The sequence below is a fragment of the Mycobacterium sp. SMC-13 genome, from assembly GCF_045311035.1.
GTDB lineage: Bacteria > Actinomycetota > Actinomycetes > Mycobacteriales > Mycobacteriaceae > Mycobacterium.
Genome location: NZ_JBJIAI010000008.1, coordinates 180,022 through 204,310, shown reverse-complemented (window position 1 = coordinate 204,310; position 24,289 = coordinate 180,022). Strand labels below are relative to the sequence as shown.

Annotated in this window: 23 protein-coding genes; 9 read left to right on the top strand and 14 right to left on the bottom strand. The window is 68.2% G+C overall.

Features of this window, described 5'->3' with window-relative positions; translation table 11 throughout:
- The first annotated feature begins 56 nt into the window (after positions 1-56).
- Positions 57-1,259: an acyl-CoA dehydrogenase family protein gene (locus ACJH6I_RS14440; protein ID WP_318986564.1), complete on the top strand. Its 1,203-nt coding sequence runs from the start codon at positions 57-59 to the stop codon at positions 1,257-1,259.
- Positions 1,260-1,261: 2 nt separating this feature from the next.
- On the opposite strand, the gene ACJH6I_RS14435 is transcribed toward ACJH6I_RS14440, so the two are convergent.
- The 3 genes from ACJH6I_RS14435 to ACJH6I_RS14425 are packed head-to-tail and all read right to left on the bottom strand — an operon-like array spanning position 1,262 to position 6,565.
- Positions 1,262-2,767, bottom strand: a complete 1,506-nt coding sequence (locus tag ACJH6I_RS14435; protein ID WP_318986565.1) for a GMC family oxidoreductase N-terminal domain-containing protein — start codon at positions 2,765-2,767, stop codon at positions 1,262-1,264.
- A gap of 37 nt (positions 2,768-2,804) precedes the next feature.
- Entirely contained in the window at positions 2,805-5,429 is a 2,625-nt protein-coding gene (locus ACJH6I_RS14430; protein ID WP_318986566.1) for an AAA family ATPase, read from the bottom strand.
- Positions 5,426-6,565 (bottom strand): exonuclease SbcCD subunit D, encoded by a 1,140-nt coding sequence (locus tag ACJH6I_RS14425; RefSeq protein ID WP_318986567.1) that lies wholly within the window; start codon positions 6,563-6,565, stop codon positions 5,426-5,428. The genes ACJH6I_RS14430 and ACJH6I_RS14425 overlap by 4 nt, the downstream gene beginning before the upstream one ends.
- A 52-nt stretch (positions 6,566-6,617) precedes the next feature.
- Here ACJH6I_RS14425 and ACJH6I_RS14420 point away from each other — a divergent pair, with 52 nt between their 5' ends.
- Positions 6,618-7,121, top strand: coding sequence for a histidine phosphatase family protein (locus ACJH6I_RS14420; protein ID WP_318986568.1), 504 nt, complete (start codon positions 6,618-6,620; stop codon positions 7,119-7,121).
- On the opposite strand, the gene ACJH6I_RS14415 is transcribed toward ACJH6I_RS14420, so the two are convergent.
- Together ACJH6I_RS14415 and ACJH6I_RS14410 are read right to left on the bottom strand one after the other, a co-directional pair.
- The gene (locus tag ACJH6I_RS14415) at positions 7,118-7,657 is read right to left on the bottom strand and encodes a DUF3558 domain-containing protein (protein WP_212812568.1); all 540 of its coding nucleotides are present in this window, start codon (positions 7,655-7,657) and stop codon (positions 7,118-7,120) included. The genes ACJH6I_RS14420 and ACJH6I_RS14415 overlap by 4 nt on opposite strands.
- On the bottom strand, positions 7,654-8,166 hold the full coding sequence (locus ACJH6I_RS14410) for a DUF3558 domain-containing protein (RefSeq protein ID WP_212814925.1): 513 nt from the start codon (positions 8,164-8,166) through the stop codon (positions 7,654-7,656). The genes ACJH6I_RS14415 and ACJH6I_RS14410 overlap by 4 nt, the downstream gene beginning before the upstream one ends.
- A gap of 147 nt (positions 8,167-8,313) precedes the next feature.
- Between ACJH6I_RS14410 and ACJH6I_RS14405 the strand changes: the two genes are divergently transcribed.
- Both ACJH6I_RS14405 and ACJH6I_RS14400 read left to right on the top strand, forming a co-directional pair.
- Positions 8,314-10,047 carry an ABC transporter ATP-binding protein gene (locus ACJH6I_RS14405; protein WP_318986569.1) on the top strand — a complete coding sequence of 578 codons (1,734 nt, stop codon included), beginning with the start codon at positions 8,314-8,316 and terminating at the stop codon, positions 10,045-10,047.
- Between the two features lie 20 nt (positions 10,048-10,067).
- The gene (locus tag ACJH6I_RS14400; protein ID WP_318986608.1) at positions 10,068-12,038 is read left to right on the top strand and encodes an ABC transporter ATP-binding protein; all 1,971 of its coding nucleotides are present in this window, start codon (positions 10,068-10,070) and stop codon (positions 12,036-12,038) included.
- Positions 12,039-12,190: 152 nt separating this feature from the next.
- Here ACJH6I_RS14400 and ACJH6I_RS14395 read toward each other — a convergent pair whose 3' ends face one another.
- From ACJH6I_RS14395 to ACJH6I_RS14375, 5 genes are all read right to left on the bottom strand, one after another.
- The gene (locus ACJH6I_RS14395) at positions 12,191-13,429 is read right to left on the bottom strand and encodes a DUF222 domain-containing protein (protein WP_318986570.1); all 1,239 of its coding nucleotides are present in this window, start codon (positions 13,427-13,429) and stop codon (positions 12,191-12,193) included.
- 283 nt (positions 13,430-13,712) lie between these two features.
- Positions 13,713-14,153 (bottom strand): isoprenylcysteine carboxylmethyltransferase family protein, encoded by a 441-nt coding sequence (locus ACJH6I_RS14390; RefSeq protein WP_318986571.1) that lies wholly within the window; start codon positions 14,151-14,153, stop codon positions 13,713-13,715.
- 78 nt (positions 14,154-14,231) lie between these two features.
- Positions 14,232-14,705, bottom strand: coding sequence for a glucose-6-phosphate dehydrogenase (locus ACJH6I_RS14385; protein ID WP_318986572.1), 474 nt, complete (start codon positions 14,703-14,705; stop codon positions 14,232-14,234).
- Positions 14,706-14,770: 65 nt separating this feature from the next.
- Entirely contained in the window at positions 14,771-15,322 is a 552-nt protein-coding gene (locus ACJH6I_RS14380; RefSeq protein WP_318986573.1) for a hypothetical protein, read from the bottom strand.
- Between the two features lie 78 nt (positions 15,323-15,400).
- On the bottom strand, positions 15,401-15,613 hold the full coding sequence (locus ACJH6I_RS14375) for a hypothetical protein (protein ID WP_318986574.1): 213 nt from the start codon (positions 15,611-15,613) through the stop codon (positions 15,401-15,403).
- 110 nt (positions 15,614-15,723) lie between these two features.
- Between ACJH6I_RS14375 and ACJH6I_RS14370 the strand changes: the two genes are divergently transcribed.
- Positions 15,724-15,927 (top strand): cation transporter, encoded by a 204-nt coding sequence (locus tag ACJH6I_RS14370; protein WP_212812576.1) that lies wholly within the window; start codon positions 15,724-15,726, stop codon positions 15,925-15,927.
- A complete protein-coding gene (locus ACJH6I_RS14365) occupies positions 15,924-18,035 on the top strand; it encodes a heavy metal translocating P-type ATPase (RefSeq protein WP_318986575.1) in 2,112 nt (703 codons plus the stop codon). The genes ACJH6I_RS14370 and ACJH6I_RS14365 overlap by 4 nt, the downstream gene beginning before the upstream one ends.
- On the opposite strand, the gene ACJH6I_RS14360 is transcribed toward ACJH6I_RS14365, so the two are convergent.
- Both ACJH6I_RS14360 and ACJH6I_RS14355 read right to left on the bottom strand, forming a co-directional pair.
- Entirely contained in the window at positions 18,036-18,836 is an 801-nt protein-coding gene (locus ACJH6I_RS14360; protein ID WP_318986576.1) for a family 16 glycosylhydrolase, read from the bottom strand. It abuts the gene before it with no gap.
- A 67-nt stretch (positions 18,837-18,903) separates the two neighbouring features.
- Positions 18,904-19,983 carry an adenylate cyclase regulatory domain-containing protein gene (locus tag ACJH6I_RS14355; RefSeq protein ID WP_318986577.1) on the bottom strand — a complete coding sequence of 360 codons (1,080 nt, stop codon included), beginning with the start codon at positions 19,981-19,983 and terminating at the stop codon, positions 18,904-18,906.
- Positions 19,984-20,025: 42 nt separating this feature from the next.
- Between ACJH6I_RS14355 and ACJH6I_RS14350 the strand changes: the two genes are divergently transcribed.
- Both ACJH6I_RS14350 and ACJH6I_RS14345 read left to right on the top strand, forming a co-directional pair.
- Positions 20,026-20,514 (top strand): DNA-deoxyinosine glycosylase, encoded by a 489-nt coding sequence (locus ACJH6I_RS14350; RefSeq protein WP_318986578.1) that lies wholly within the window; start codon positions 20,026-20,028, stop codon positions 20,512-20,514.
- Positions 20,515-20,590: 76 nt separating this feature from the next.
- A complete protein-coding gene (locus tag ACJH6I_RS14345) occupies positions 20,591-21,553 on the top strand; it encodes an alpha/beta hydrolase family protein (RefSeq protein WP_318986579.1) in 963 nt (320 codons plus the stop codon).
- Here the strand turns inward: ACJH6I_RS14345 and ACJH6I_RS14340 are convergent.
- Together ACJH6I_RS14340 and ACJH6I_RS14335 are read right to left on the bottom strand one after the other, a co-directional pair.
- On the bottom strand, positions 21,550-22,926 hold the full coding sequence (locus ACJH6I_RS14340; protein ID WP_318986580.1) for an amidase: 1,377 nt from the start codon (positions 22,924-22,926) through the stop codon (positions 21,550-21,552). The two genes, ACJH6I_RS14345 and ACJH6I_RS14340, sit on opposite strands and share 4 nt — an antisense overlap.
- A gap of 17 nt (positions 22,927-22,943) precedes the next feature.
- Complete coding sequence (locus ACJH6I_RS14335) at positions 22,944-23,771, bottom strand: helix-turn-helix domain-containing protein (RefSeq protein ID WP_318986581.1); 828 nt, start codon at positions 23,769-23,771, stop codon at positions 22,944-22,946.
- A 27-nt stretch (positions 23,772-23,798) separates the two neighbouring features.
- Between ACJH6I_RS14335 and ACJH6I_RS14330 the strand changes: the two genes are divergently transcribed.
- A complete protein-coding gene (locus ACJH6I_RS14330; protein ID WP_318986582.1) occupies positions 23,799-24,266 on the top strand; it encodes a VOC family protein in 468 nt (155 codons plus the stop codon).
- Positions 24,267-24,289: the final 23 nt, after the last annotated feature.

The window sequence follows — 24,289 nt, the reverse complement described above, 5'->3', positions numbered from 1 at the left end:
GGTTCGGCGCGAGCGTAAGCCGTGCCTGTGACTGTCCTGGTACGTAGAACTGGGACATGACCATCCTCGACCTCCCCGACACGACAACGTGGACCGACCTGCTGGCCGATATCGCAGCGGGCGCCAAAGACCGCGATCTGGACGACGTGAATCCATTCGACCAGGTGGCCGCGCTCAAGCGGGCCGGATTCGGCACCCTGCGCCTGCCCACCGAGCTGGGCGGAGCCGGACTCACGGTGCCGCAACTGTTTTCCGCCGTCATCGACGTCGCCCGCGCCGATCCGGTGGTGGCGCACATCTTCCGTACGCATTTCTGGTTCGTCGAGGAGCGGCTGCGCACCCTGGACCAGCCCGGGTCCCGGGCCTGGCTGGACAAGGTGGCCAACGGCAAGGTGTTCGGCAATGCGTTCAGTGAGAAGGGCTCCCACGCGGTGGGCAGCCTGGTGTTCAACACCCGCTTGACGCCGGGCCACGACGGCGGATTCATCTTGACCGGCGAGAAGTTCTACAGCACCGGAACCCTGTTCTCGGACTACCTGACCGTGACAGCGACCACCGATCATGATTCGGTGGCGACCGTCATCGTCCCGGCCGATCGCGCCGGCGTGACGATCATCGACGACTGGGACGGTTTCGGTCAGCGCCGTACCGGCACCGGCACCACGCGGTTCCAGGACGTGACGGTGCTGCCCGACGAAGTGCTCACGGACACGCGGTACGACGCCGAGCCCGTGCCGTCGGTGCAGTACACCCTGTTGCAGCTGTACATCCACGCCGTGGTGGCCGGAATCCTGGAGAACATCGTGGACGACGGGATCACGCTCCTGCGGTCTCGCGAGCGCAGCTTCAGCCACGCCTCTGCCGCATCACCGACCGACGACCCGCTGCTGCAGCGCCAGCTCGGCGAACTGGCCAGCTCCGCCTACATCGCTCGGGCCGCAGTGCTGGATGCGGCGGCGGCGATCGGAGCGGCCATCGATTCGACCGGTCCGGACGGTGTGCCCGACGCGGCACTGGTCGCGACGGCCCAGCTGCAGGCGGCGAAGGTGAAGGTGCACCTGGACGACATCGCGCCGCGCGCCGCCACCAAGCTCCTGGAGCTCGGCGGTGCCAGCGCGGCCAGCCGGCAACGCAACCTCGACCGGCACTGGCGCAACATCCGCACCATCACGCTGCACAACCCCGTCGGTTACAAGGCTCGGGTGGTCGGGCAGAACCTGTTGCACGGCACCGCGATTCCCGCCAACGCCTACTTCTGACCTCAGGCGGTGATGAGGTCGGCGGCCTTCTCACCGATCAGCACGCTCGGGGCGTGAGTGTGGCCCCGGATGATGGTCGGCATCACCGATGCATCGGCGACCCGCAGCCCCGCAACCCCACGGACGCGGAGCTGCGGGTCGACCACGCTGGCCTCGTCGCTGCCCATCCGGCACGTGGTGGTCGGGTGATACAGCGTGTGCGACGTGGTGGCCAGTGCCAGCTCCAGCGTGCGGTCGTCGAGATCGTGCGCACCCACCGGGCGGGCGATGTCGCCGAGCAGTCCCTTCAGCGCCGGGGCCTGGGTCATGTCCGCCAGCATCCGCAGGCCCGCCAGCAGTGCCTTGCGGTCCGCACCCTCGGGGTCGGACAGGTAGCGCGGGTCGATGATCGGCTTGGCCAATGGATCGGCCGAGGCCAGCCGTATGGTGCCGGTGCTCTTGGGCTTCACCAGGATCGGCCCCATCGCCACCGCGTCGCGCGGGTAGGCGTCGCCGATGCCCTCGTCGAAGAACGGTGCCGGGGCGAAGATCAGCTCGATGTCGGGCTGCGCGAGTTCAGGATCACTGCGGACGAAGCCATATGCCTCACCGACGTTCGAGGTCAGCATGCCGCGGCGGCGGGCCAGGTAGTTGAGCAGCTGCACCGGTTTTTCCGCGCTGATCAGGGTCTCGCAATTGGCGTCGAACCCGAGCAGTACCACCAGGTGGTCCAGCAGGTTCGACCCGACGCCCGGCGCGTCGTGGACCACGTCGATGCCGTGCTCGGCGAGATGTTCGCGCGGACCGATGCCGGACAGCATCAGCAGCTGCGGGCTGTTGATCGCGCCGCCGGACAGGATCACCTCACGGCGCGCCCGGACGATCTGACGACGGCCGTCCGCCTCGTACTCGACGCCGACCGCCCGGCCGTCCTCGATCAGCACGCGGGTCGCCGTCGCGCCGGTGCGCAGATGCAGGTTCGACCTGCGCAGCGCCGGCCGCAGATAGGCGTCGGCGGTGCTCCACCGCGCGCCGCGGCGCTGACACACCCGGGTCTCGACGAACCCCTCGTGACCGGACTGCTCGGCGGCCTCCAGCCACGCGGCCGTGACGCCGCGCGGGCTGCGCTGCGGGCTGAGCACCAGCGGCCCGGCCTCGATCCGGTCGAAATACTTCTTCACGGCCGCGTACGACCACTCTTCGCCGGCGAGCTCACCCCACTCGTCGTAATCCGCGGGCAGGCCGCGCACCCACATCATGGCGTTCATCGACGACGAGCCGCCGAGGGTCTTGCCGCGCGGCCAGTAGATGCGGCGGCCGGCGAGCTCGGGCTGCGGTTCTGTCGAGTAATCCCAATCGAACTCGCCGCGGAACAGCTTCGCGAAAGCCGCCGGGATACGGATGAACTGGTTCTTGTCGACGGCCCCGGCCTCCAGCACCACCACCTGCGCGGTGCCGTCGGCACTCAGTCGATCAGCCAGCACCGCACCGGCCGAGCCGGTCCCCACGACGACGAAGTCAGCGATCACCGCCGCAGTCTGTCACGAAACGCGGCCTACCCGGGGCCTAAGCGGTGAGCTCGATGCGCGTCGCGTCGCCGACGCTGGCATAACGCTCGGGGCTGCAGGTCAGCACGATCACCTGGCCGTCGCCGCCGACCGCGTCGAACACCTCACCCATGCGCGTCAACCGGCCCGCATCGGTGAACCCCAGTGCGTCATCGATGATCACCGGGACGGTGTCCTCCTTGGCCACCAGCGCCGCGCCGGCCAGCCGGGCGACGATCCCCAGCTGTTCCTTGGCCCCACCGGAGAGGCTCTCGTACGGCACGGTGGTGCCCGCGACGGTGCGACTGCAAATTCGCAGATCACTGTCGACCTCGACGGCGAAGCTGTCCCCGAACACGATGCGCCCCAGCCGTTCCACCTCGGTGCGGAACGGTGCCACGTACCGCTGCCGGGCCTGCTCACGGTGCCGGCCCATCACCGTCCGCAGCAGTTCAGCGGCCCGGGCTCGACGCCCCACCGCTGCATGCTCGGACTCCGCATGCCGCAGCGCGATCTCGGCGGCATCGAGCTGGCTCTGGCGGCCCTGTGTCCCGTACACCTTCAATTGCGCTGCCACATCCCGCAATTGGTCATCGAGTTCGCGGCGCCGAGTACCGAGCCGGGCCGAATCCGCGGTGGCCGCCGCCAGTTCCGCGTCGACGGCGTCGGGCGCGGCGGCAGCCAGCGCCGCGGCGAGTTCCTGTTCGCGCGCGGTGGCCGCGGCAGCCTGCTCCCCCAGCGCCGCGACGCGCTGGGTCAAGGCCGCGTCGTCCTCCAGTTCGCGCTGCCGGGTCAGTCGCTCCGTGGCCTCGGTGAGCGCGGCCGTCGCCGCCGTCACCTTCTCGCGGGCGACCGTCGCCGCGGTCAACGCGGCCGCCACCGCGGCGGCCGCGGCGGTGGCCGTGTCGCGGCATTGCTCGTACTCGGTTGTCGCCCGGCGCTGTTCGGCGTCGGCGGCTTCCAGCTCGGCTCGTGCCGCCCCGACGTCGATGGCGTCGGTGTCGCCCAGTTGCTCCCGCAGCCCCGCCAGCCGAGCCGCGAGCGCCTCGACCGTGTCGGCGCCCAGCAGCGTCTGCCGGGTGACGGTCAGCCGATCACGCTCGGCTTCGAGTTCGCGCCGCCGGGCGTCCAGGGCCCGCGCGGCCTCGACGTCAGCCACCCCGTGTGGCTGGAGCGCAGCCGCCAGCGCAGTGCGCGCCGCGTCGAGAACGGCGCTGGTGTCCGCGGCCGGGGTACCGGGCAGCACCCGCACCGTCACCAGCCCGGGGAGTTCGACATCGGTCCGGCCGCCCGCGCTCGTGACCCACTCCGACCCGGCGGACAGCGTCACGTCCTGGTCACCCACGCGCAGCTCGACGTCGCCGTGAGCCACCAATTCGATTCGCGCCGAGGCGAGTTCAGCGGCCGCGGCAGCCCGGTCCACCGCGGCGGCGGCGGTTTCGATGGCCCGCATGCCCGCCGCGGTCAGCGTGATCTTGCCCAGCTGATCGGCCACCGCCGCCAGTTCGTCGGCGGCAACCTGCACCCGCTCCAGCAGGCCGGACAGCCGAACCGCCTCAGCGCGCTGGGACAGTTGGTCCACCACCTGCCGCGCCGCATCCAGGCGGACACGACCGGCCTCCACCACGGACCGCGCCACCGCCACGGCGGTGTCGGCGGCCTGCTGCAGCTGCGCCGCGGCCACCTGCTGTTGCGCGGCGTGCTCGGCGGCGGCGGTCAGTTCACCGATGCCGGCGGTCCGCTGTTCGACGTCGGCCTGCAGCCGCTGCCGCTCGTCGAGAGCACTGCGTGCTGCCGTCGCGGTCGCCACCGCCGCCTGCGCCTGCACGCGTGCCTGGGCAAGGTCGTCGCGGACTCGAGCCACCGCAGTGGCCGCTTCCCGAGCCGCCGCCAGCCGCACCTCGGCGGCCGCCAGTTGCTCAGTGGCCGTTACCAATTCCTTCGCCAGCTCGCCGTGGCGGCGGACCGCCTCGTCGACCTCGGCCACCGCGGCGGCACGCGCCGAGACCTCCGCCTGCGCGGCCTTCAGGCTTTTTGTTGCCTCGGCCCACACACCGGTGGGGCGGCCGGTCTGCGTGAAGTACTTCAAGAACTCGGCGTCGATCCGGTCGACCAGCAGCGGCTCGTTGCCCGACAGCGCGCCCTCGAGTGCACCGGCCTGGCCGGCCGCGACATCGAGTGCCCGAGCCAGCGCGTCGCATCCGGCGAGGTCGACCGGCACCGTGGCGGCAGACTGCAGAATGCGCTGGGCCCGCCACAGTTCGGTGTCGACCGTCTCCTCCAACATCGCCCGCACCCGGTCGTGCGCCTCGTCGCCGGTGAGCTGCTCGCGGCGCGGCGCGAGGATGGTCAGCCGGGTCTCGGCCTTCTTGTGGAACCGCTTGTAATACTCGAACCGGTAAGGGCCGGTGGAGATTTCGGCCGTCACCTCGGCGCCCACGTCAGCATGCGTCGGCTTGACCTGCTTGACCTCTTTCTTGGTCGAGCGGTCCTTGGACTCCAGCAGCAGATCGAGCGCCTCGATCATGGAGGACTTGCCGATCTCGTTGGCGCCGGCGACCACCACCACGCCGCGCTCGGGAAATTCGATCTCGCGGTGGGTGATGCCGCGGTAGTTGGTCAGGACCAGCCGGTGCAACTTCATGCCGCACTCCCCCGATCGACCAGGCGCAGCAGCAGCGCGAGCGCCGCGCGTGCGTCGTCGGCGTCGTCGCCCGAAGTGCTTGCGGTGCCGACCAATTCGTCGACCGCCGCCGCGGCGAACCCACCGATGCCCAGGTCCGAGAATTCGCCGTCCGCCGGGACCACGACGAGGTCGGTGTGTCGTTCCCACGTCGTCAGCGCGGCGAACAGGCGCGCGTAGCGGTCGAGGCAGGCATCGAGGGTGGCCTTGTCGGAGATGGTCAGTGAGCCGGTCAGCGCCAACCGGACGACGGTGCGCTCCTTGTCCGGCAGGCCGTCGAGGTTCAGGTCCAGATCGGCGATATCGCGATCCGTGTCGACGATCCGGCGCAGCGTGACGAACCGCCACTGCCCCACCCGGCGGGACTCGACCGTGACCGACTGATCCGTGTCATCGACGTCGACCACCAGGACGTGGCCCGAATCCGCTTCGATGTCATCGTAATTGGTCACTTCGGGCGCACCGGAGTACCACACCCGGCCGGTGCTGCCGACCTCGGTGCGAGAGTGCTTGTCCCCCAACGCCACATAGTGGACCGCGCCCCGCCGTACCGCGGCCTCGACGGTGTCCAGCCGGATCAGTGCCGGTTTCGTGGGATCGGGATCGAGGACGTCGACCCCGCCGTGCCCCACCACGATTCGGGTGATGCCGTCGGCCGGCAGGTCGGCCACCGCGTCGCCCGTCAGGTCCGTGGTGGGCGCCTTGGAGCGCCACGGCGCGCCGACGATCTGCACCCCGGGCCGCAGATCGTGTACGCCGTCGAGCACCGTGACGTTGGGCGGGCATTCGGCCAGGAACAGCGTGCTGGTGTACACCGACGCCGGATCCAGCGGATCGTGGTTGCCCGGCAGCAGGAACACCGGAATCTTGATGGCGCGCATGGCCTCCAGCGACAGGCTGACCTCACGCGGATCGAGCTGGTTGTGCTCGAAGACATCCCCCGCCACGACGACGAACTCGGCACCCACCTCGGTGCACAACGCCCCGAGGCGCGCCACGGCGTCACGACGTGCGGCCGAGTAGCGCGGCTGCGCCTCACCGCCCAGGAAATGCCGGGTCATACCGAGCTGCCAGTCGGCGGTGTGGACGAAACGCATGCGGCGAGTGTAAAACCCGGCACTGACAACTCCGGGGATCTACGGTGGGCGGGTGACGGGAACCCGAACATTGATCCTGCTGCGGCACGCGAAATCCGACTACCCCGGCGGGGTCGCCGACCACGACCGGCCGCTCGCCAAGCGCGGTGTCCGCGAAGCGGCACTGGCGGGCGACTGGATTCGGGAACATCTCCCGGCCGTCGACGCCGTCCTCTGCTCGACCGCCACCCGAACCCGGCAGACGCTCGAACGCACCGGCATCACCGCACCCGTGACCTATGTCGAACGCCTCTACGACGCGACGGCCGGCATCGCCATCGAAGTCATCAACGGCGCGCCGGAGGCGGCGAACACGGTGCTGGTGATCGGCCACGAACCGGTCATGTCGTCGCTCGCGCTGAGTTTGGCGTCGCTCGACACGAGCGACCCTGACGCCGCCGGCCAGATCGCGATGAAGTACCCGACGTCAGCTATCGCGGTTCTGCACACCGACCGGCACTGGTCGCAGCTGGAGCTGCGCAGCGCCACGCTGGACCAGTTCCACATCCCCCGTTAGGAGTTGGTGGCGAGCGTCAGCTCCATCAGTTTGGTGGCCATTCCGCAGGTGTCCGCGCCCGGCCCCTGCGGATTGACCCACCAGCCCACGACACCGGCAGCGTCACTGGCCACGCCGCACGAACCGTTGGGGTCGTTCGGATGCATGATGATCGACTTCACGCCGGCGATCGCTTTGGACTCGTACTTGTAGTTCAGATGCTGGGCGACCTTGGTCTCCTCATCGAGGCTGCCCTGCTCGTACCAGAACCGGGTGATGTCGATGAGGCCCGCGGACTGGTTCAGCGCCTGCCACCGGCACACCGCACCCACGAAGGTGCTCTGGATGTCCAGCGGATCCGCGCCAACCGTCTTGGCCAGCACGTCATTGGTCAGCACGTCGCACTCTTTGAGCAGGTTCGGGTACGAATCCGCCGAATGCTCGCTGCCGCCGCCGGCGCCTTCTTTCATCGCGGTGCCCTCGACCGAGCGGGCGCAACCCACCAGCGCCAGCGCCGACATCACGGCGACCGCTCCAGCCAGTTTCCGTCGTGTCATTTCGCGTTCGCAATCGATTGCCGGGCCAGTTCCTTGGCGATGTCGCACGGTTCGGGGAACGGCTTCTGGGAGAAGCTGATGGACCATTCGATGAAGTCGTCGTCGAACTGGATGCCGACCTCACACAGGCTCTTGCCGATCATCGGGTCCTCACCGAGCGCGACGAAACCGGAGTGGCCGTTGATGTTGATGTCGCTGACGTCGGCCCGTGTCCGTTCCTCGGTCTTGCGTTCGCGGCCGATCGGGCTGCCGCGGTACCAGGTGAAGGAGAAGTGCGGGCCGAGGATGCCACCGTTGACCAGCCACTGGCACCCCACGGAGTTCTTCGCGGTGTTCACGAGGCCGGTGACCTGGGTCAGCTGGCTGACGGTCTGATCGCTGACGCCGCCGCACACCGGGAACATCGGGCCGTGCTTTGCCGGGCCCGAGGCAGCGGGGCCCGACTGGCCGCCCGCCTGAGCGGTGCCGCCGTTGCCGTCGTCCGAGCAGGCGGACATCGCCGGAATCATCGCCGCGGCAAGCACGGTCGCGGCGGCAGTCTTCACCTGTCTGCGGGTCACGCCATGCACTGTAGCGGCAGGTTCTGAGGTCAACCACCGACATGCCGACTGACCTGGTCTTTCTATAAGCATTCCCGGGTGTGCCACAGTAACCGCATGCTCTGGGCACTGCTGCGGCAGTACACGAGGCCGTATCGGCGGCAGCTGACGGTGGTGGCGACGCTGCAACTGATCAGCACGCTGGCCTCGCTGTATCTGCCGACGCTCAACGCCCGCATCATCGACCACGGCGTGGCGCGCGGCGACACCGGTGTGATCGGGCGGCTCGGCGCCGTCATGCTCGCCGTCAGTGCGATGCAGGTCCTGTGCGCCATCGGCGCGGTCTACTTCGGTTCCCGCGCCGGCATGGGCTTCGGCCGCGACCTGCGCTGGGCCGTGTTCCGCCAGGTGCTCGGCTGGTCCAATGCCGAAGCCGTGCGGTTCGGGGCGCCGACGCTGATGACGCGCACCACCAATGACGTCCAGCAGATCCAGGTACTGGTGCAGATGACCTGCACCATGCTGATCACCGCGCCGATCATGTGCATCGGCGGCATCGCGATGGCCGTGCACCAGAACGCCGGCCTGTCGTGGCTGCTGCTCGTCAGCGTGCCGGTGATGGCGGTGTGCAACTACCTGATCATCTCCCGGCTGCTGCCGCTGTTCCGCCGCATGCAACGGTTGATCGACAACATTAATCGGGTGCTGCGCGAACAACTCACCGGCATTCGCGTGGTTCGGGCCTTCTCGCGCGACGACGCCGAACGCGCCCGGTTCGCGGACGCCAATCACGACCTGACCGACACCACGCTGACCGTCGGGCGGTGGCAGGCACTGATGCTGCCCGCGACCACTCTCGTGGTGAATCTGTCCAGCGTTGCGGTGATCTGGTTCGGCGGCATCCGCATCGATCACGGCCAGATGCAGGTCGGCTCGCTGATCGCGTTCCTCTCGTACTTCATGCAGATCCTGATGGCCGTGCTGATGGTGACCATCGTGCTCGTGATCCTGCCGCGGGCGTCGGTGTGCGCCGAGCGGATCACCGACGTGCTCGTCACCGAGCCGACGATCGTGTCGCCCGCTGTGCCCGTGGTACCGGAGGTCCGGCGCGGGGAGGTACGGGTGGAAGCAGCCACCTTCGGGTACCCCGCCGCCGACGACCCTGTGCTGCACGGCGTTTCACTGACCGCTTCACCCGGGACGGTGACGGCCGTCGTGGGATCGACCGGCTCCGGAAAGTCGACACTGATGGCGCTGCTGTGCCGGATGTACGACGTCACGTCCGGCTCCGTGATGGTCGACGGCGTCGACGTCCGGGACTACGACCCCGAACAGCTGTGGTCGATGATCGGGGTGGTGCCGCAGCGCGGGCACGCGTTCTCCGGCACGGTCGCCGACAACCTGCGGTTCGGCAAGGCCGATGCGACCGAAGACGAGATGTGGGCGGCGCTCGGTGTCGCGTCGGCCGATTTCGTGGCGGACCACCCCGAGGGGCTGGGCATGCCCGTCGCACAGGGCGGCACGAACTTCTCCGGTGGACAGCGCCAGCGCCTCGCCATCGCCCGCGCAGTCGTACGGCGGCCCGCGGTGTACCTGTTCGACGACGCCTTCTCCGCGCTGGACGTCCACACCGACGCCCGGGTGCGGGACGCGTTGTCCGCGGTGGCTGCCGAGGCCACGGTGATCATTGTCGCCCAGCGCCTTTCGACGGTCGCCGCCGCCGATCAGATCGTCGTACTCGACAACGGCCACGTGGTGGGCGTCGGCACGCATTCCGAACTGATCGAGTCGTGCCCGGTGTACCGCGAATTCGCCGACTCGCAAGCGGTTGTGGCCGGAGGCCTGGCGTGACCCGGCCGCCGTCGGCCGCCATGCTGGCTTCGGGTCAGCGGTCCGAGAACTTCCGCGGTACGGCGCTGCGGTTGGTGAAACAGCTGGCACCGCAACGCGGTCGGGTGATCGTGGTGATGCTGTTGGGCATCGCCGGGATCGCCGCGGGCGTGATCGGACCGCGCATCCTGGGCCATGCCACCGACCTGTTGTTCAACGGGGTTCTGGGCCGCGGGCTGCCAGCGGGCATCAGCCGTGAGCAGGCGGTGGCAGCGGCGCGGGCCCGGGGCGACAACACCTTTGCCGACCTGCTCGCCGGGTCCGACGTCGTTCCGGGACAGGGCGTGGACTTCACTGCGATCGGCCACGTGCTGACGCTCGCGCTGCTCCTGTATCTGGTTTCTGCGGTGATGGTGTGGACCGAGGCACGACTGCTCAACACCATCGTGCAGCGCACCATGTTCACGCTGCGCTCCCACGTCGAGGACAAGATTCACCGGCTGCCGTTGTCCTACTTCGATTCCCGGCCCCGTGGGGAGATTCTCAGCCGCGTCACCAACGACATCGACAACGTCCAGACGTCGTTGACGATCACCGTCAGCCAACTGCTGACCTCGGCGCTGACCGTGGTGGCGGTGCTGGCGGCGATGATCTGGATTTCGCCGCTGCTGGCGTTGATCACCGTGCTGACGGTGCCGTTCACCTTGCTGGCGACGCGCATCATCACCAAGCGATCGCGACAACAGTTCATGGCGCAGTGGCGCAACACCGGCCGGCTCAACGCCCACATCGAAGAGACCTACAGCGGCTTCACCGTCGTCAAGACATATGGCCACCGGGCACTCGCCGAGGAGAAGTTCCGCGAACTGAATGACGATGTGTACCAGTCGAGTTTCGGGGCGCAGTCACTGTCCGGACTGGTCTCCCCGATCACGACGTTCATCGGCAACGTCAGCTATGTCGGCGTCGCGGTGGTCGGCGGTATCCAGGTGGCGACCGGGCAGATCAGCCTGGGCAGCATCCAGGCATTCATCCAGTACGTGCGGCAGTTCAACCAGCCCTTGACCCAGATCGCGTCGATGTACAACACCATGCAGTCCGGGATGGCCAGCGCCGAGCGGGTTTTCGAGTTCCTGGATGCTGACGAAGAGGCCGGAGCTGGACCGGCACTTGGCCGTGTTTCGGCCGTGCCGGACCGGGGCTCGGTTGCGGCGGACCGGGGCTCGGCTGCGGCCGACCGCGGTTCGGTTGCACCCGGCCCTGGCGGAGCCGCGGCCGGCAGTTCCGCGGCTCCGCCGGACCTCGTCGAGTTCGAGCGGGTCAACTTCTCCTACGTACCCGGGACCCCTGTCATCGAGGACCTGTCGTTCGTCGCCGAACCGGGCACCACCGTGGCCATCGTCGGGCCGACCGGAGCCGGAAAGACCACGCTGGTAAATCTGCTGATGCGGTTCTACGAGCCGGATTCCGGCCGAATCCTCCTGGGCGGCCGCGACATCGCGACGATGAGCCGCGCCGAGCTGCGGTCGCGCATCGGCATGGTGCTGCAGGACACGTGGCTGATTGCCGGCACCATCTACGACAACATCGCCTACGGACGTCCGGACGCCACCGAGGCCGAGGTGATCGAGGCTGCTCGTACCGCGCGCGTCGACCACTTCGTGCACACGCTGCCGAACGGGTACCAGACGCGGCTCAACGAGAACGGCGTGAACATCAGCGCCGGCGAGAAGCAGCTGATCACCATTGCCCGCGCGCTGGTCCGGCAACCCCAGCTGTTGATCCTCGACGAGGCCACCAGTTCCGTCGACAGCCGCACCGAGCTGCTGATCGCCCAAGCCACCGCGGAGCTGCGCCGTAATCGGACCAGTTTCATTATCGCGCACCGGCTTTCCACCATCCGAGATGCCGATCTGATCCTCGTGGTGCAGGCCGGGCGCATCGTCGAGCGTGGGTCCCACGACGAGTTGCTCCAGCGACGCGGGGCCTACTGGAAGATGACGCAGGCCTGACGGTCGCGGGCTAGGTCCACCCACCGGGCATCCCTCCCACCGAAGGTTCCCTGTGTTCAGCCGGTGCGCGGGCCTGCCACTCCGCCGCTGAAGAGGCAGGCCCGCGATGTGTTGTCACTGTTGAGTTGTCAAGGTGCGCAATGCTTTAGGTGTTATGCGGCTGTGTCGAGGCGCATGGTGCGGCGGTTGTATGCGGGGATCGGTTTTCGTTGCGGGTCGACGGCCGCGGGTGGGACGAGCCAGGGGTGTTTGTCCAGGCCCACGACGACGTCCCAGCCGTCGTGGTGGACGTTGGCGTGGCAGGCCGGGCACAGCAGGCAGCCGTTGGCTAGTGATGTCTCACCGTGGTGGGTCCAGTGGATGATGTGGTGGGCGTGGGTGCGTCCGGGTGGGGCGCCGCATTTGATGCAGCACTGATCCCGCAGATACAGCGCTTTGCGCAGGTGCGCCGGGAACAGGCGTTTCTCTCGGCCCATATCGAGGGGTACGTGTTCGCCGTCGACGATCATGGTGGTGACGGTGGTGTCGCAGCAGATTCGTTCCAGGGTCATGGTGCTGATCGACCCGATGAATTCCAGCGTGGCCAAATCCGGGGCATCCGCCGGGACGGTCACCAGTAGCTGCGTGCGCGGGGCCGAGGCGGTGTCGCCGCCGCGGGCGGCGATGTCCAGCACCGCTTCCAGCGCGTCGGCCCGCCGCCTGCCCGCCGTGCGGGTGTCGGGGCTGCCGTCGGGTTCGGGCCGCGGTGCCGAGTGTTCCTCGATCGCTGCGACCAGCTTGGCGCCCACCTCCACGTCCAAGTCCGCGCGCACCTGCACCCGACCATCGGAGGTGACGCGGTGCTCGACGGTGTTGACCGACCGGTCCTCCGCGGCCGGCAACCCACCTTCGGCGGCCGCATGCCGGTTCCCCAAACGGCGGGCGCGGGCCCCGATGTCGGCGGGCGTCGCCCCGGAGAAGAACTGCCCCAACAGATCGGTCACCTGCCCGAACCGGTCTTCCTCGCTCACCTCACCGGGTGCGCGGGCGCGGATGTGGTTGACGCCTTTGACAATCGCATCCACATGCTCCCCCGAGATCGCCCCGTCGGCAGCATGCGCCGCGAGCGTGGGCAATGCCGGCAACGCGCCCGATACCCGGATAAAGCGCTCGGCCACCGACGGGGCACATCCCAACGCCATCAACAACTCCCTCGGCGTCCGCCCCTGCGCCGCCGCCACCCCGCGGCGATCCAACACCCCGGTCAGCATCGCCGCCACATGATCGATCACATTGCGCAGCTTCATCACGCACGTCATCGCCGCCACCGCGTCGTCCCTGGACATGTCGTCGGTGACGGCCACGCCACGCAGGTGATCGAGAAGAGCGTTGAAATCCGGTGCGATTCCCATGCCCAATTGTATCGAACATCTGTTCGAACAGCAAGGAGTTTTCGGCCTACATCAGGACATCGGTGACGGTTCGAGCGATCCCGGAAGGGCAGTTGCGACCGCCGAACTTGGGCTGCGGGGTCCCGTGGCCCGGGCGTGCCGTCGATCCGGCACCGAATGCGCCGATGCCGACGGCAGGATGCGCAGGCGGGCGGCGCGGGAAGACGCGCGGGCGCGAGGTGTCGAATACGCAGGCACAGCAGGGAATTTCACTCGCCTAGAGACCGCGTCGCCACCCACAGACCTACGGCCGATATGGCGTGACCCTCGGCAGCCAGGCAGGTACCGACTCGCAGTAGCGCCGGTACTCGTCGCCGAATTGCCTCAGCAGCGCGGGTTGCTCATAGAAGTAGACGAACGCGGCCGTGCCAAGCACGAAAAAGACTGCATACCAAAGCAGTACCGGCTGGCCGAGGACCAGCGCCTGACCAACGATGACGGCCGCGACCGCGAGGTACATCGGGTTGCGGACGTACCGGTGCGGCCCCGTCACGACCAAGTTCTGCGTCGGCGCGGCCGGCAAGGGCGTGCCGAGCCCATCACTGGCGAATTTGTAGATCGCCGCGAGCAGCACCGGGAGGCCCAGAGCAATCAGCACCACGCCGCCGATCCATGTGCCGGGCACGCCGAACAGGTCACCGATCCGCCGCCAACCGGTCAGCGAATATGGGATCAGGCCGGCCATGGTGCCGGGTACGACGACGGTGAAAACCGCACTGCGCACCAGGCTTTGGCGGCGCAGGGACGCCGTCGAGCCCATGACTCAGGCCGCGAACGCTGCCGTCAGCTGGACCCGGATGACCGGATCGGATTCGAGGCGATGCCGCAGCGCACTCTCGAACTGCCAGATGGACGCGAGGTCGTGGTCCATCCGGCAGTCCACGGCTGCGGCCGTGCCCGACGGCGGCGGGCTGTCCGCGATGTGGTCGGCAACGGGTTCCAGCAGGGTCCGCGGCGCCGCCAGGTAGTAACCGGGATTCGGACCGCCGACCTCGGCCGCGTACAGCAGCCCGTGCTCGGTGATGATGATGTGCGTGGCCAGGACCCGCACCGGCCCATGCCGCTCCGCGGTGCCCCATTCCTCGGCCGCCAACCGTCCCTGGATGGCGTGTAGTCGCACGTCATCCGTGAGGAATTTCGTGAAGTCACCCGGCGCGAGCACCCGGGCCGACGCGAGGTCGGCATTCAGGCTGCCGCACAGCATCTCGCCGATGTAATTGAACAACCGATCGCTCATGACGCGCTCCCATCGGGCCAGTACCTTGAGCCTGCACCCGAGCGGCGGCGAACGTCAATGGTTGATCAGAGTTGCGGACCCTCCGCGCGAAGATCGTCGACCGCCGTCATGGCGTCACGCAGTTTGGCGAGCCACTCCTCGGCATGTTCGCCGACCAACCGGACCGACCACGCCAGCGCATCGGACCGCGACCGGGCCACGCCGGCGTCGACCAGGGTGTCGAGAACCTGACGCTCGGGCTGCTTCAGTCGGGTCATCACCGGAACAGCCAAGTGGGTGAACAGGATTCGCTCCGACTCCCCGACCGACACACCCCAGGCCACTTTGCGGCCGTAGCGGGCCTCGGCCTCGTCGGCGATCCGCATGCGCTCGGCCCGGGTCTCTTCCCGGAACCGCGCCACGCGCCCGGAGGCCCGGGCGGCCGTTTCCGGATTCTCCGGCTCGGGCAGTCGCCCGATCACCACGATCTCCTCGCGGTCCACCGTGACCTCCGGGTCGCCGGCGAACCACTCTTCCGGGAGCCGGCCGGCGAACCAGTCGGCGGCGTCGCCCGCGTCAGGCTGCTGCGCTTGTTGCCAGCCGCCACGGCGGTCCTGGCCTGAATGACGTTGCCTCATGCTTACATGATTACACCGTTACAGCTGTAACGAAACGGCCTTTCACCCCAAGTGAACGTACGCCGCAAAAAGGGGCTATCAGCGCTTACGCAGCAGCGCGGAACCGCCGAAGACGGCCGCCCCGAGCGCCACCAACGCCAGGAACACCGCCCAGCCCGGACTGACGAAGACACCGACCAGGACGATGGCGGCAATCACCGGCGACGCCAGGAACAGCAGCATGCCCGGGTGTTCCTTCGCTACCGCGAGGGCACTCTTCGCCCGGACCGGGTCAATTTCTCTGCGCGCCATGGAACCAGGATGCCACCCGAGGCGACTAAAGGAAGAGATTCAGCCGACACCCGAATCCGAGACCCGAATCACAGCCCTACCTATACCCCCTATGGGTATATACTCCAGGCATGAGTCAGGTACTTGAAGTTCAGGGAATGTCGTGCGGACACTGCGTCGCGTCCATCACCTCAGCTGTCGAGCCGCTGCCCGGCGTAACCGGCGTCGAGGTGGACCTCAAGGCCGGGACCGTACGAGTGGACGGCGAGGCCGATCGGGCCGCCGTTGCCGCCGCCATCGAAGACGCCGGATACGACGTCGTCCAACCAGCATGACCACGTCGGTCACCCTGTCCGTGGGCGGCATGACGTGTGCGTCGTGTGCGGCCCGAATCGAGAAGCGGCTCAACCGGATCGACGGTGTTCACGCCAGCGTGAACTTCGCGACCGAGCAGGCGGCCATCACCTACCCGGACAGCGTGACCACCGACGATCTTGTCGCGGCCGTCGAGGCCACCGGCTACACCGCGAGCGTCGACAAGGCCGATACCCCCGCCGAACCGGCCTACCTGCCGCGCCTGCTGGCGTCACTGGCCCTCACGATCCCCGTCATCGCGCTGTCCATGATTCCGGCCTTGCAATTCCCGCACTGGGCGCTGTGGGCGCTGGCCCTCGCCACCCCCGTGGTGTTCTGGGGCGCCTGGCCGCTGCATCACGCCGCGTGGACCAACCTGCGGCACGGCGCGGCGACGATGGACACCCTGGTGTCGCTGGGTGTGCTCACGTCGTACCTGTGGTCGGTATGGATGCTGGCCATGGGCAGCGACCACCTCTACCTCGAGGTCGCCGCCACCGTCACGACCTTGATCCTGGCCGGCAAGTTCTTCGAGACCCGCGCCAAGCGGCAGTCCGGGGCCGCGCTGCGCGCGCTGCTCGATCTCGGCGCCAAGGACGTCGCGGTGCTCCGTGACGGCTACGAAACCCGGGTGCCCATCGAGGAACTGGCTGTCGGAGATGTCTTTGTCGTCCGCCCGGGCGAGAAGATCGCCACGGACGGCGTGGTGGTGACGGGAACGTCTGCCGTCGACGCGTCGATGTTGACCGGCGAATCGGTGCCTGTCGAGGTCGGCCCCGGCGATCAGCTGGCCGGCGCAACGGTGAATGCCGGTGGGCGCCTTGAGGTCAAGGCCACCCGTGTCGGCGCCGACACACAGCTGGCGCAGATGGCGCGCCTGGTGGCCGATGCGCAGAGCGGCAAGGCCGACGTGCAGCGCCTCGCCGACCGGGTGTCGGCGGTGTTCGTGCCGGTGGTGATCGGGCTGGCGCTGCTGACGTTAATCGGCTGGCTGGTCGCCGGCGGCACGGTGAGTGCCGCGCTGACCGCCGCCGTTTCGGTGCTGATCATCGCGTGCCCCTGTGCCCTGGGCCTGGCCACACCGACGGCCCTGCTGGTCGGCACCGGCCGCGGCGCGCAGCTGGGCATCCTGATCAAGGGCCCGCAAGTACTCGAATCGACCCGCAAGGTCGACACCGTCGTGCTGGACAAGACTGGAACGGTGACGACCGGGAAGATGACGGTGGCGGCAGTACATGCCCAGTCCGACAACGTGTTACGGCTCGCCGGAGCCTTGGAGCACGCGTCCGAACACCCCATCGCCCAGGCCATCGCGACCCGGGCCGCCGCCGACGGGCCGCTGCCGGCGGTCACCGACTTCGTCAACCACGACGGCCGCGGCGTCACTGGCGTAGTCGACGGTCACGAGGTCGCCGTCGGGCGGTACAGCTGGCTGGCCACGGCGGCCACCCCGGAGTTGGAGAACGTTGCGCACACGGCTGAGGCGGAAGGCCGTACCCCGGTGTGGGTCGCGATCGACGGCGCCACAGCCGGCGTCATCGTGGTGTCCGACAAGGTGAAAGACACTGCCGCCGAAGCCATTGCCGACCTCGAGAAGCTGGGACTGACCCCGGTCCTGCTGTCCGGGGACAACGCCCGCGCGGCCGGCGCGGTGGCCGCCGAAGTCGGCATCGCGACGGTGATCGCCGAGGTGCTGCCCGCGGACAAGGTCGACGAGATCAAGCGCCTGCAGGATCAGGGCCGGGTCGTGGCGATGGTCGGCGACGGCGTGAATGATGCTGCCGCCCTTGCCCAGGCCGACCTGGGACTGGCCATGGGTACCGGCACCGATGTGGCGATCGAGGCCTCGGACCTGACCCTGGTCAGTGGCGACCTGCGGGCAGCGGGCGACGCGATCCGGCTGTCCCGCGCCACCCTCAAGACCATCAAGGGCAACCTGTTCTGGGCGTTCGCCTACAACGTCGCGGCGATTCCGCTGGCGGCCGCGGGCATGCTGAACCCGATGATCGCCAGTGCGGCAATGGCTTTCAGCTCACTGTTCGTCGTGAGCAACAGCCTGCGGCTCCGCAGTTTCAAACCGAGCAGGTAACTACCAGATCTTCACCCAGTCGACCAGCATCTCGGCCGGGTACGTTCCCCCTGACGGGTCGCCGCCACCGGACCCGGCGACGGCGAGGCCCAGGATCGGGAACAGCGTGTAGCCGGGGTCGTTGAAGTGCCAGTTGGGCAACGACTTTGCCGGGACATTGAAGTACGGTTGCGCGCCGTCGGTGTAGTCCAGCCAGAACCGCATCCCGGCGTCGTCCCACTGGCAGCGCCAGTTGTGCCAGGCACTGTCCGGCGTGATGTTGTGCGAAACATGTTCGCCGCCATTGAGGTTGACGTGCACGGTCGTACCGTGGGCCCAGCTCCCGTTGCCGTACCACTCCATGATGTCGACCTCGCCGCCGATTCCGGGCGAGTTGTTGGCCAGATACCAGGCCGGCCAGCAGCCCGGCGTCAGGCAGTTGAGCTTGATCCGGGCCTCGAAGGTATGGCCGATGCCGGCCTTGAAGGTGCCGAAAATCTTGCCGCTGTAGTACGTGTTCCCGTCCTTGGCCGCCCGGATCACCAGGTTGGACTTACCGTCCAGGAACAGGTTCTTGCGGTCGTTCCGGTACTGGCCGACGCGTTCGGGCATCTCCCAATACGTCGGGTTCTCCATCGACTCACGGGCCGTCGCGATCTCCCATTTCGAGGTGTCGGGCGACGATCCGGCAGGGCCGTCGAAGTTGTCCTCGAAGATGAGTTTTCCGGGCGTATCAGCGTGGGCCTCGGCCCTGGGAAGCGTGGCGGCCAGCAGGCCCAGCCCCGCCATCGACAGCATGCTGCGACGATCAATGTCTGGCATGCCTACCCATGTAAGCCGCGTCTCGGCCTTCGTGCAAGCCGGTATACGAGGGGCATCGGTGCCGCGGTTACTCCACGCCGCGGCGGGCGCGGAACAGTTTCACCTCGTCACGGATGCCTTTGAGCCGTCGTGCACCGGCGAAAGACCACTCGAAATCCGGCGCGTCGCCGACTGCCTCACGTGCGGATTCAGCCAGCAGAACCGACCCGGGCCGGGCCACTCCCGTGACCCGGCTGGCCTGGTTGACCGGCCGGCCGAACCAGTCCCCGGCCCGGCTCACCGCTGGCCCCGTCGCCATGCCCGCCTTGAGGCGCGGCAGGAATTCGTCTTTCTCGGCCGCGTCGACGAGCTGCAGCACCATGTTCAGCAGCGGGACCGGCTCAGCGCTGACCAGCATGACCTCGTCCCCGATGGTCTTGACGAACCGCACCGGCGGCTCGGCTAGATCGCGCGCAAGATCGGCCAGCCGCTGCGACAACTGCTCCAAATCCTCCGGCGGCAGTTCCTCCCCCAGACTGGTGAACCCGACGAGATCGGCGAAGGCCACCGACACCTGCCCGGACCCGGGCAGCGGCCGTCCGGCCATCCGTTCGGTGGCGCTGACCTCCTCTTCCAGCATGGCGTGCAACAACTGGGTCCGGAGCATGTCCTGGATCATCGGCCCGAGCAGCGGCGCGGCCTCGCCGATCAGCGCCGCGGTGGCTTTCGCGCCGTCGAGTTCGCTGACACCCGGTTGCAGAATCGCGGACAACGCGGCAAAACGCATGACCTCGACGGTGCGGGACAGACCTTCGGCCATGACCTGGACGACCGCGACGACCTGATCCTCCGGCAGGCCGAGCCGGAGGAACCGCTGGGCGTAGCCGACCAGGTCGCTGTCGACCGGCAGGAACAGCTCGGCGTCCAGGTCTTCGGACCGGGGCCGGCCGGCTGCATGCAGAATTCGTTGCAGCAGGTCCAGATTCACGCCCCACCGCTCGCTGATCTGCCGGGCCGACAACCTGGTGCCGTCATCACCCAACGCCCGCCGCGAAGGCAGCAGCATCGGCGCGAACGACTCGTTGATCTGGTCCTCGGTGAACCCCTCGGACAGCAGCCAGTCGGTCAGCTCGGCACGGTCGACCGGCTCGGCAGCTTGTTCACTCACCCGGCCAACCTATCGCGCCTGGCAGCCCCGCAGAATGGGCACATGACCGAGCCAGAGATGCCGCTACGCACGGGGCTGCCGGCGATTGTCGGCGCCGACCCACGGGTGCTGATCCTCGGCTCGTTTCCCAGCGAGAAGTCGCTGGACACCGGCGAGTACTACGCCAACACGCGGAACCAGTTCTGGCGGCTGCTGGGTGCGCTCATCGGGTTCGACGCGGAGCTGCCCTATGCCGAGCGCCTCGACGCCGTCACCGCCGCCGGGGTGGCGCTGTGGGACGTCGTGCACAGTTGCCGTCGAGTCGGCAGCCTGGACGCCAATATCGACCGAAAGACGTTGGTGCTCAATGATTTCGACGCGTTCCTGACGCAACACCCGACGATCGAGCGGGGCTTCGTCAACGGGCTGACGGCGTACACGCTGTTTCAGCGCGCCGACATCGCGCTGCCCGCCGCCCGCCTGCCGTCGAGCAGCGGAGCGCTGACCATGTCGTTCGCCGACAAACTCGCGGCGTGGCAAATGATCCGCTGAACGTTTCACCTCGGCCGATGGGGGTATGCCGCGCGAATGTGGTGTGTATCCGCATCCGGACCCAGGGGGTTTACCCATGTCACGCATCGCCAAGAACCTGCCGGGATTCACGAAGTATCTGGGTGCGGCGCTGACGGCGCTGACGATCGGTGGTCTGATCGCACCGACGCCGGTCGGCGCGTTCTCCCGACCCGGATTGCCCGTCGAATACCTCAACGTCCCATCGGCGGCCATGGGCCGCGACATAAAAGTCGAATTCCAGGCCGGCGGTCCGCACGCCCTCTACCTGTTGGACGGCCTGCGCGCGCAAGACGACAACAACGGCTGGGACATCAACACCCCGGCGTTCGAGTGGTACAACGGCTCGGGCCTGTCCGTCGTGATGCCGGTCGGCGGCATGTCGAGCTTCTACACCGACTGGTATCAGCCGGCCGTCGGCAACGGCACCACCCAGACCTATAAGTGGGAAACCTTCCTGACCAGGGAATTGCCGGCGTGGTTGGCCGCCAACAAGCACATCTCAACCGGCGGTAACGCGGTGGTCGGGCTGTCGATGAGCGGATCGACCGCACTCATGTACGTGGCGGACCACCCGGACAAATTCCGGTACGCCGGTTCACTGTCCGGATTCCTGAACTTGTCCGACTCGTTCTGGCCGTCGCTGGTCGGGCTGGCGATGAACGATTCCGGCGGCTTCAACCCCGGCGCCATGTGGGGGCCTCCCGGTGATCCGGCATGGGCGCGCAACGACCCGACGGTCAACGTCGGCAGGATCGCCTCGTCTGGCGCCAGGCTGTGGGTGTACTGCGGCACCGGCACGCCGGACGACCTGGCGGGCGCGACAAGCGGTGTGCCACAGCAGTTCCTGGAGAGTTTCACGCTCGCGTCGAACACCAAGTTCCAGGGCGCGTACCAGGCCGCGGGCGGGCACAACGCCACGTTCAACTTCCCGCCGACGGGCACGCACACCTGGGCCTACTGGGGTCAGCAACTCCTGCAGATGAAGCCCGACATCCAGGCCGCGCTCGGCGCGCGCTAACCGACCGGAGGCCGCCGGCCCGCCCAGGGCCGCGCACCTTCTATCTGCGCACTCAGCGACAGCAGCGTCGCCTCGTCAAAGGGCCTGCCCACCAACTGAATCGACGTCGGGACACCGTTATTGTCCAGCCCCCACGGCACCACGGCCGCCGGTTGACCGGTGACATTGAACATGGCCTGGAAGGGCACGCGCGCAGCGACCGACGCCAGCGTCGAGACGGCGCCGCGGCGCTGGTACTGCCCGACCCGCGACGGTCCGGTCGCCGCGCCCGGGGTGATCACCACGTCGACACTGTCGAAAACGGATTGCACCCGAGCGGCGAGCGCGGGTTCGGCGGCGCGGATCGCGTCGATGCGCCGCTGCGAGATCAACCCACCGATCCGGGCGAAGGACCGGGTGCGGCGGTCCAGTCGCTCCGGATGCGGCAGCGCGGACACGTCGTCGTAGACACCGCGGAAGTAGCGCGGCAGGGCGTGGCCGTACACCGCCGACCGCGGATAGTCCGGATCTCGTTGGACGACGTCGTGGCCCAATTCGCGCAACAGCTCGCCCGCCTGCTCCACCGCGGCGCGCTGCTTGGCGCCCACCCGTGCCGTCACCAGCGGTGGCACCTTGGTGCTCAACGCAATCCGCAAGCGTCCGGGTGCCTGTCGTGCGGCCGCCACGAAGCCGCCGTCGGTGGTGGCGTCGAGGAACAGGGCCGCGTCTTCGACGGTGCGGGCCAACGGCCCGTAGGCGACCAGGCCGCACCACGAATCGTCGTGCGGGCTCAGCGGCACGCGGTCGCGCTGCGGTTTGATGCCGAACAACCCGCACCAGGTGGCGGGAATCCGGATCGAGCCCATCCCGTCCGATCCCAGCGCCATTGCCGCCAGCCCGGCGGCGACCGCGGTGCCACTGCCCCCGCTGCTGCCGCCCGGCGCATACTCCGGATTCCAGGGGTTTCGCGTGGTGCCGTAGGTCAGTGTCTCGGTGAAGGGCCAGATCATCAGCTCGGGCACCGTGGTCTTGCCCAGGATCACCGCGCCGGCATCGCGTAGCCGCCGAATCACCTCGGCGTCCGTGGTGGCGGCCGGTCCGTGCGCGCTGCTGCCGAACGTGGTCAGTTCGCCCGCCACATCCGTGTCATCCTTGATGGCGATCGGCACGCCGAGCAGCGGTAGCCGTTCCCCTGCGTCCAGCCGGGCCTGCGCGGCCTGCGCCTGGGCCCTGGCACTGCCGGCCAGAACTGTTCGATAACAACGTAATTCGGCATCGATGCGCGCGATCCGCTCCAGGTACAGTTCGACGAGTTCGGGTGCGGTCACCGTACCGGCGGCGAGCATCCTGGCCTGTTCGGCGGCGCCGGCGAACGCCAGGTCACGAGGGTCCATGCGGCGCAGATTACCCATCATCGGCGGTGTTTTGTGGCGTACTCCCCCGGCGTGCAGCCGAGCATGGCGTGGAAGTCGTTGATGAAGTGCGCTTGGTCGTACCAACCCAATCGCACTGCCAGGTCGGCGAAGTCGAGGTCCGGCACCGTCTCGATCTGCAGTGCCGCGTGCTGCAGGCGGTAGCGGCACAGCACCCATTTCACCGGCACCCCGACGTACCGGCGAAACACCCGCTGCGTGGTCCGCTCACTCCAGGGAGACAGTGCCATCACCTGCTCGACCCGGTGCAGCTGTGAATCGGCGCGGACCCGGTCGAGCAATCGCGTCATATCCCGATACGTGGCGTCCACATCGGTATGGTTGCCGATCGCGGCGTCGAGAGCCGCTGCGGCCCGGTCGATATCGTCGGCGAAAGGGACTGCGGCGCCCAGTAATTCCGCACCCACCGGGAGCACGCGGCCCGTCAGCGCGCCGGCGTCCCGGCCGAACCGGGCCGCGAAGCCGCCGGGCCGGAATCTGGCGCCCACCACTGAACCTGCCCCCGACAGCGTGGTGGTGAACACCCGCTCGACCACGCCGTGCACCAGCGTCGCCGGCAACCGGTGACCGTGCCGGACCTCGTCGGTGCCCCACTCGTGCGTCAGGTGCACCGCGGGAAAGGTGATGACGGTGCTGTCGAACGGCTCGGCGTCCCGTAAATCCCAAGTGACGGACCAGAAGTTCTCGACCCAGACCGCTGCCCCGGCGGACGGCTGCCACTGCTGCAGGTCGAACACCGAGCCGGTATTGGCACGGCCGACCACACCCAGCTTGGGAGCTGTTGTCGGGTTTTTCCAAGCCGCCACACCATTGACCCTACGAAACTGGGTGCCATGAGCGTGCAACCAATTCCCCAGGGCTACACCAGCCTCACCCCGTTCCTGGTGATCGATGGGGCCGCCGCCGCGATCGACTTCTACGTCGAGGTGTTCGGCGCGCGGCTGATCGAGAAGATGGACGCGAGCGACGGCAAGGTGGCCCACGCCGAGCTGGACTTCGGTACCGGCCGGCTGCAACTGTCCGATCCCAACCCCGATTACGAACTGGTGGCGCCGCCCCGCAGCGGTCCGGTCACGCATTCGGTGGTGCTGTACTGCCCCGATGTCGACGCGGTGGTCGACCGGGCCGAGCGGGCCGGCGCGACGATCCGGGAAGCGACACAGACCTTCGTCACCGGTGACCGGTTCGCGTCGATCGTCGATCCGTTCGGTCAGCGCTGGGCGGTGATGACGCGCGTCGAAGAGGTCGACGCCGCCGAACGCGACCGCCGGTTGTCGGAGTGGGCGGCCTCCAACGTCTGACCCCGGTTGGCCTACCGTGAACT

Bases quoted from the DNA above. Each gene is read 5' to 3' on its own strand.
- ACJH6I_RS14415 (WP_212812568.1), bottom strand. From the start codon at position 7,657: ATGACACGACGGAAACTGGCTGGAGCGGTCGCCGTGATGTCGGCGCTG.
- ACJH6I_RS14395 (WP_318986570.1), bottom strand. From the start codon at position 13,429: ATGGGAATCGCACCGGATTTCAACGCTCTTCTCGATCACCTGCGTGGC.
- ACJH6I_RS14425 (WP_318986567.1), bottom strand. From the start codon at position 6,565: ATGCGTTTCGTCCACACCGCCGACTGGCAGCTCGGTATGACCCGGCAT.
- ACJH6I_RS14340 (WP_318986580.1), bottom strand. From the start codon at position 22,926: ATGGACCCTCGTGACCTGGCGTTCGCCGGCGCCGCCGAACAGGCCAGG.
- ACJH6I_RS14375 (WP_318986574.1), bottom strand. From the start codon at position 15,613: ATGGCGCGCAGAGAAATTGACCCGGTCCGGGCGAAGAGTGCCCTCGCG.
- ACJH6I_RS14390 (WP_318986571.1), bottom strand. From the start codon at position 14,153: ATGGCCGGCCTGATCCCATATTCGCTGACCGGTTGGCGGCGGATCGGT.
- ACJH6I_RS14430 (WP_318986566.1), bottom strand. From the start codon at position 5,429: ATGAAGTTGCACCGGCTGGTCCTGACCAACTACCGCGGCATCACCCAC.
- ACJH6I_RS14360 (WP_318986576.1), bottom strand. From the start codon at position 18,836: ATGCCAGACATTGATCGTCGCAGCATGCTGTCGATGGCGGGGCTGGGC.
- ACJH6I_RS14330 (WP_318986582.1), top strand. From the start codon at position 23,799: ATGAGCGTGCAACCAATTCCCCAGGGCTACACCAGCCTCACCCCGTTC.
- ACJH6I_RS14350 (WP_318986578.1), top strand. From the start codon at position 20,026: ATGACCGAGCCAGAGATGCCGCTACGCACGGGGCTGCCGGCGATTGTC.
- ACJH6I_RS14410 (WP_212814925.1), bottom strand. From the start codon at position 8,166: ATGATTCCGGCGATGTCCGCCTGCTCGGACGACGGCAACGGCGGCACC.
- ACJH6I_RS14345 (WP_318986579.1), top strand. From the start codon at position 20,591: ATGTCACGCATCGCCAAGAACCTGCCGGGATTCACGAAGTATCTGGGT.
- ACJH6I_RS14400 (WP_318986608.1), top strand. From the start codon at position 10,068: ATGCTGGCTTCGGGTCAGCGGTCCGAGAACTTCCGCGGTACGGCGCTG.
- ACJH6I_RS14370 (WP_212812576.1), top strand. From the start codon at position 15,724: ATGAGTCAGGTACTTGAAGTTCAGGGAATGTCGTGCGGACACTGCGTC.
- ACJH6I_RS14440 (WP_318986564.1), top strand. From the start codon at position 57: ATGACCATCCTCGACCTCCCCGACACGACAACGTGGACCGACCTGCTG.
- ACJH6I_RS14385 (WP_318986572.1), bottom strand. From the start codon at position 14,705: ATGAGCGATCGGTTGTTCAATTACATCGGCGAGATGCTGTGCGGCAGC.
- ACJH6I_RS14365 (WP_318986575.1), top strand. From the start codon at position 15,924: ATGACCACGTCGGTCACCCTGTCCGTGGGCGGCATGACGTGTGCGTCG.
- ACJH6I_RS14405 (WP_318986569.1), top strand. From the start codon at position 8,314: ATGCTCTGGGCACTGCTGCGGCAGTACACGAGGCCGTATCGGCGGCAG.
- ACJH6I_RS14380 (WP_318986573.1), bottom strand. From the start codon at position 15,322: ATGAGGCAACGTCATTCAGGCCAGGACCGCCGTGGCGGCTGGCAACAA.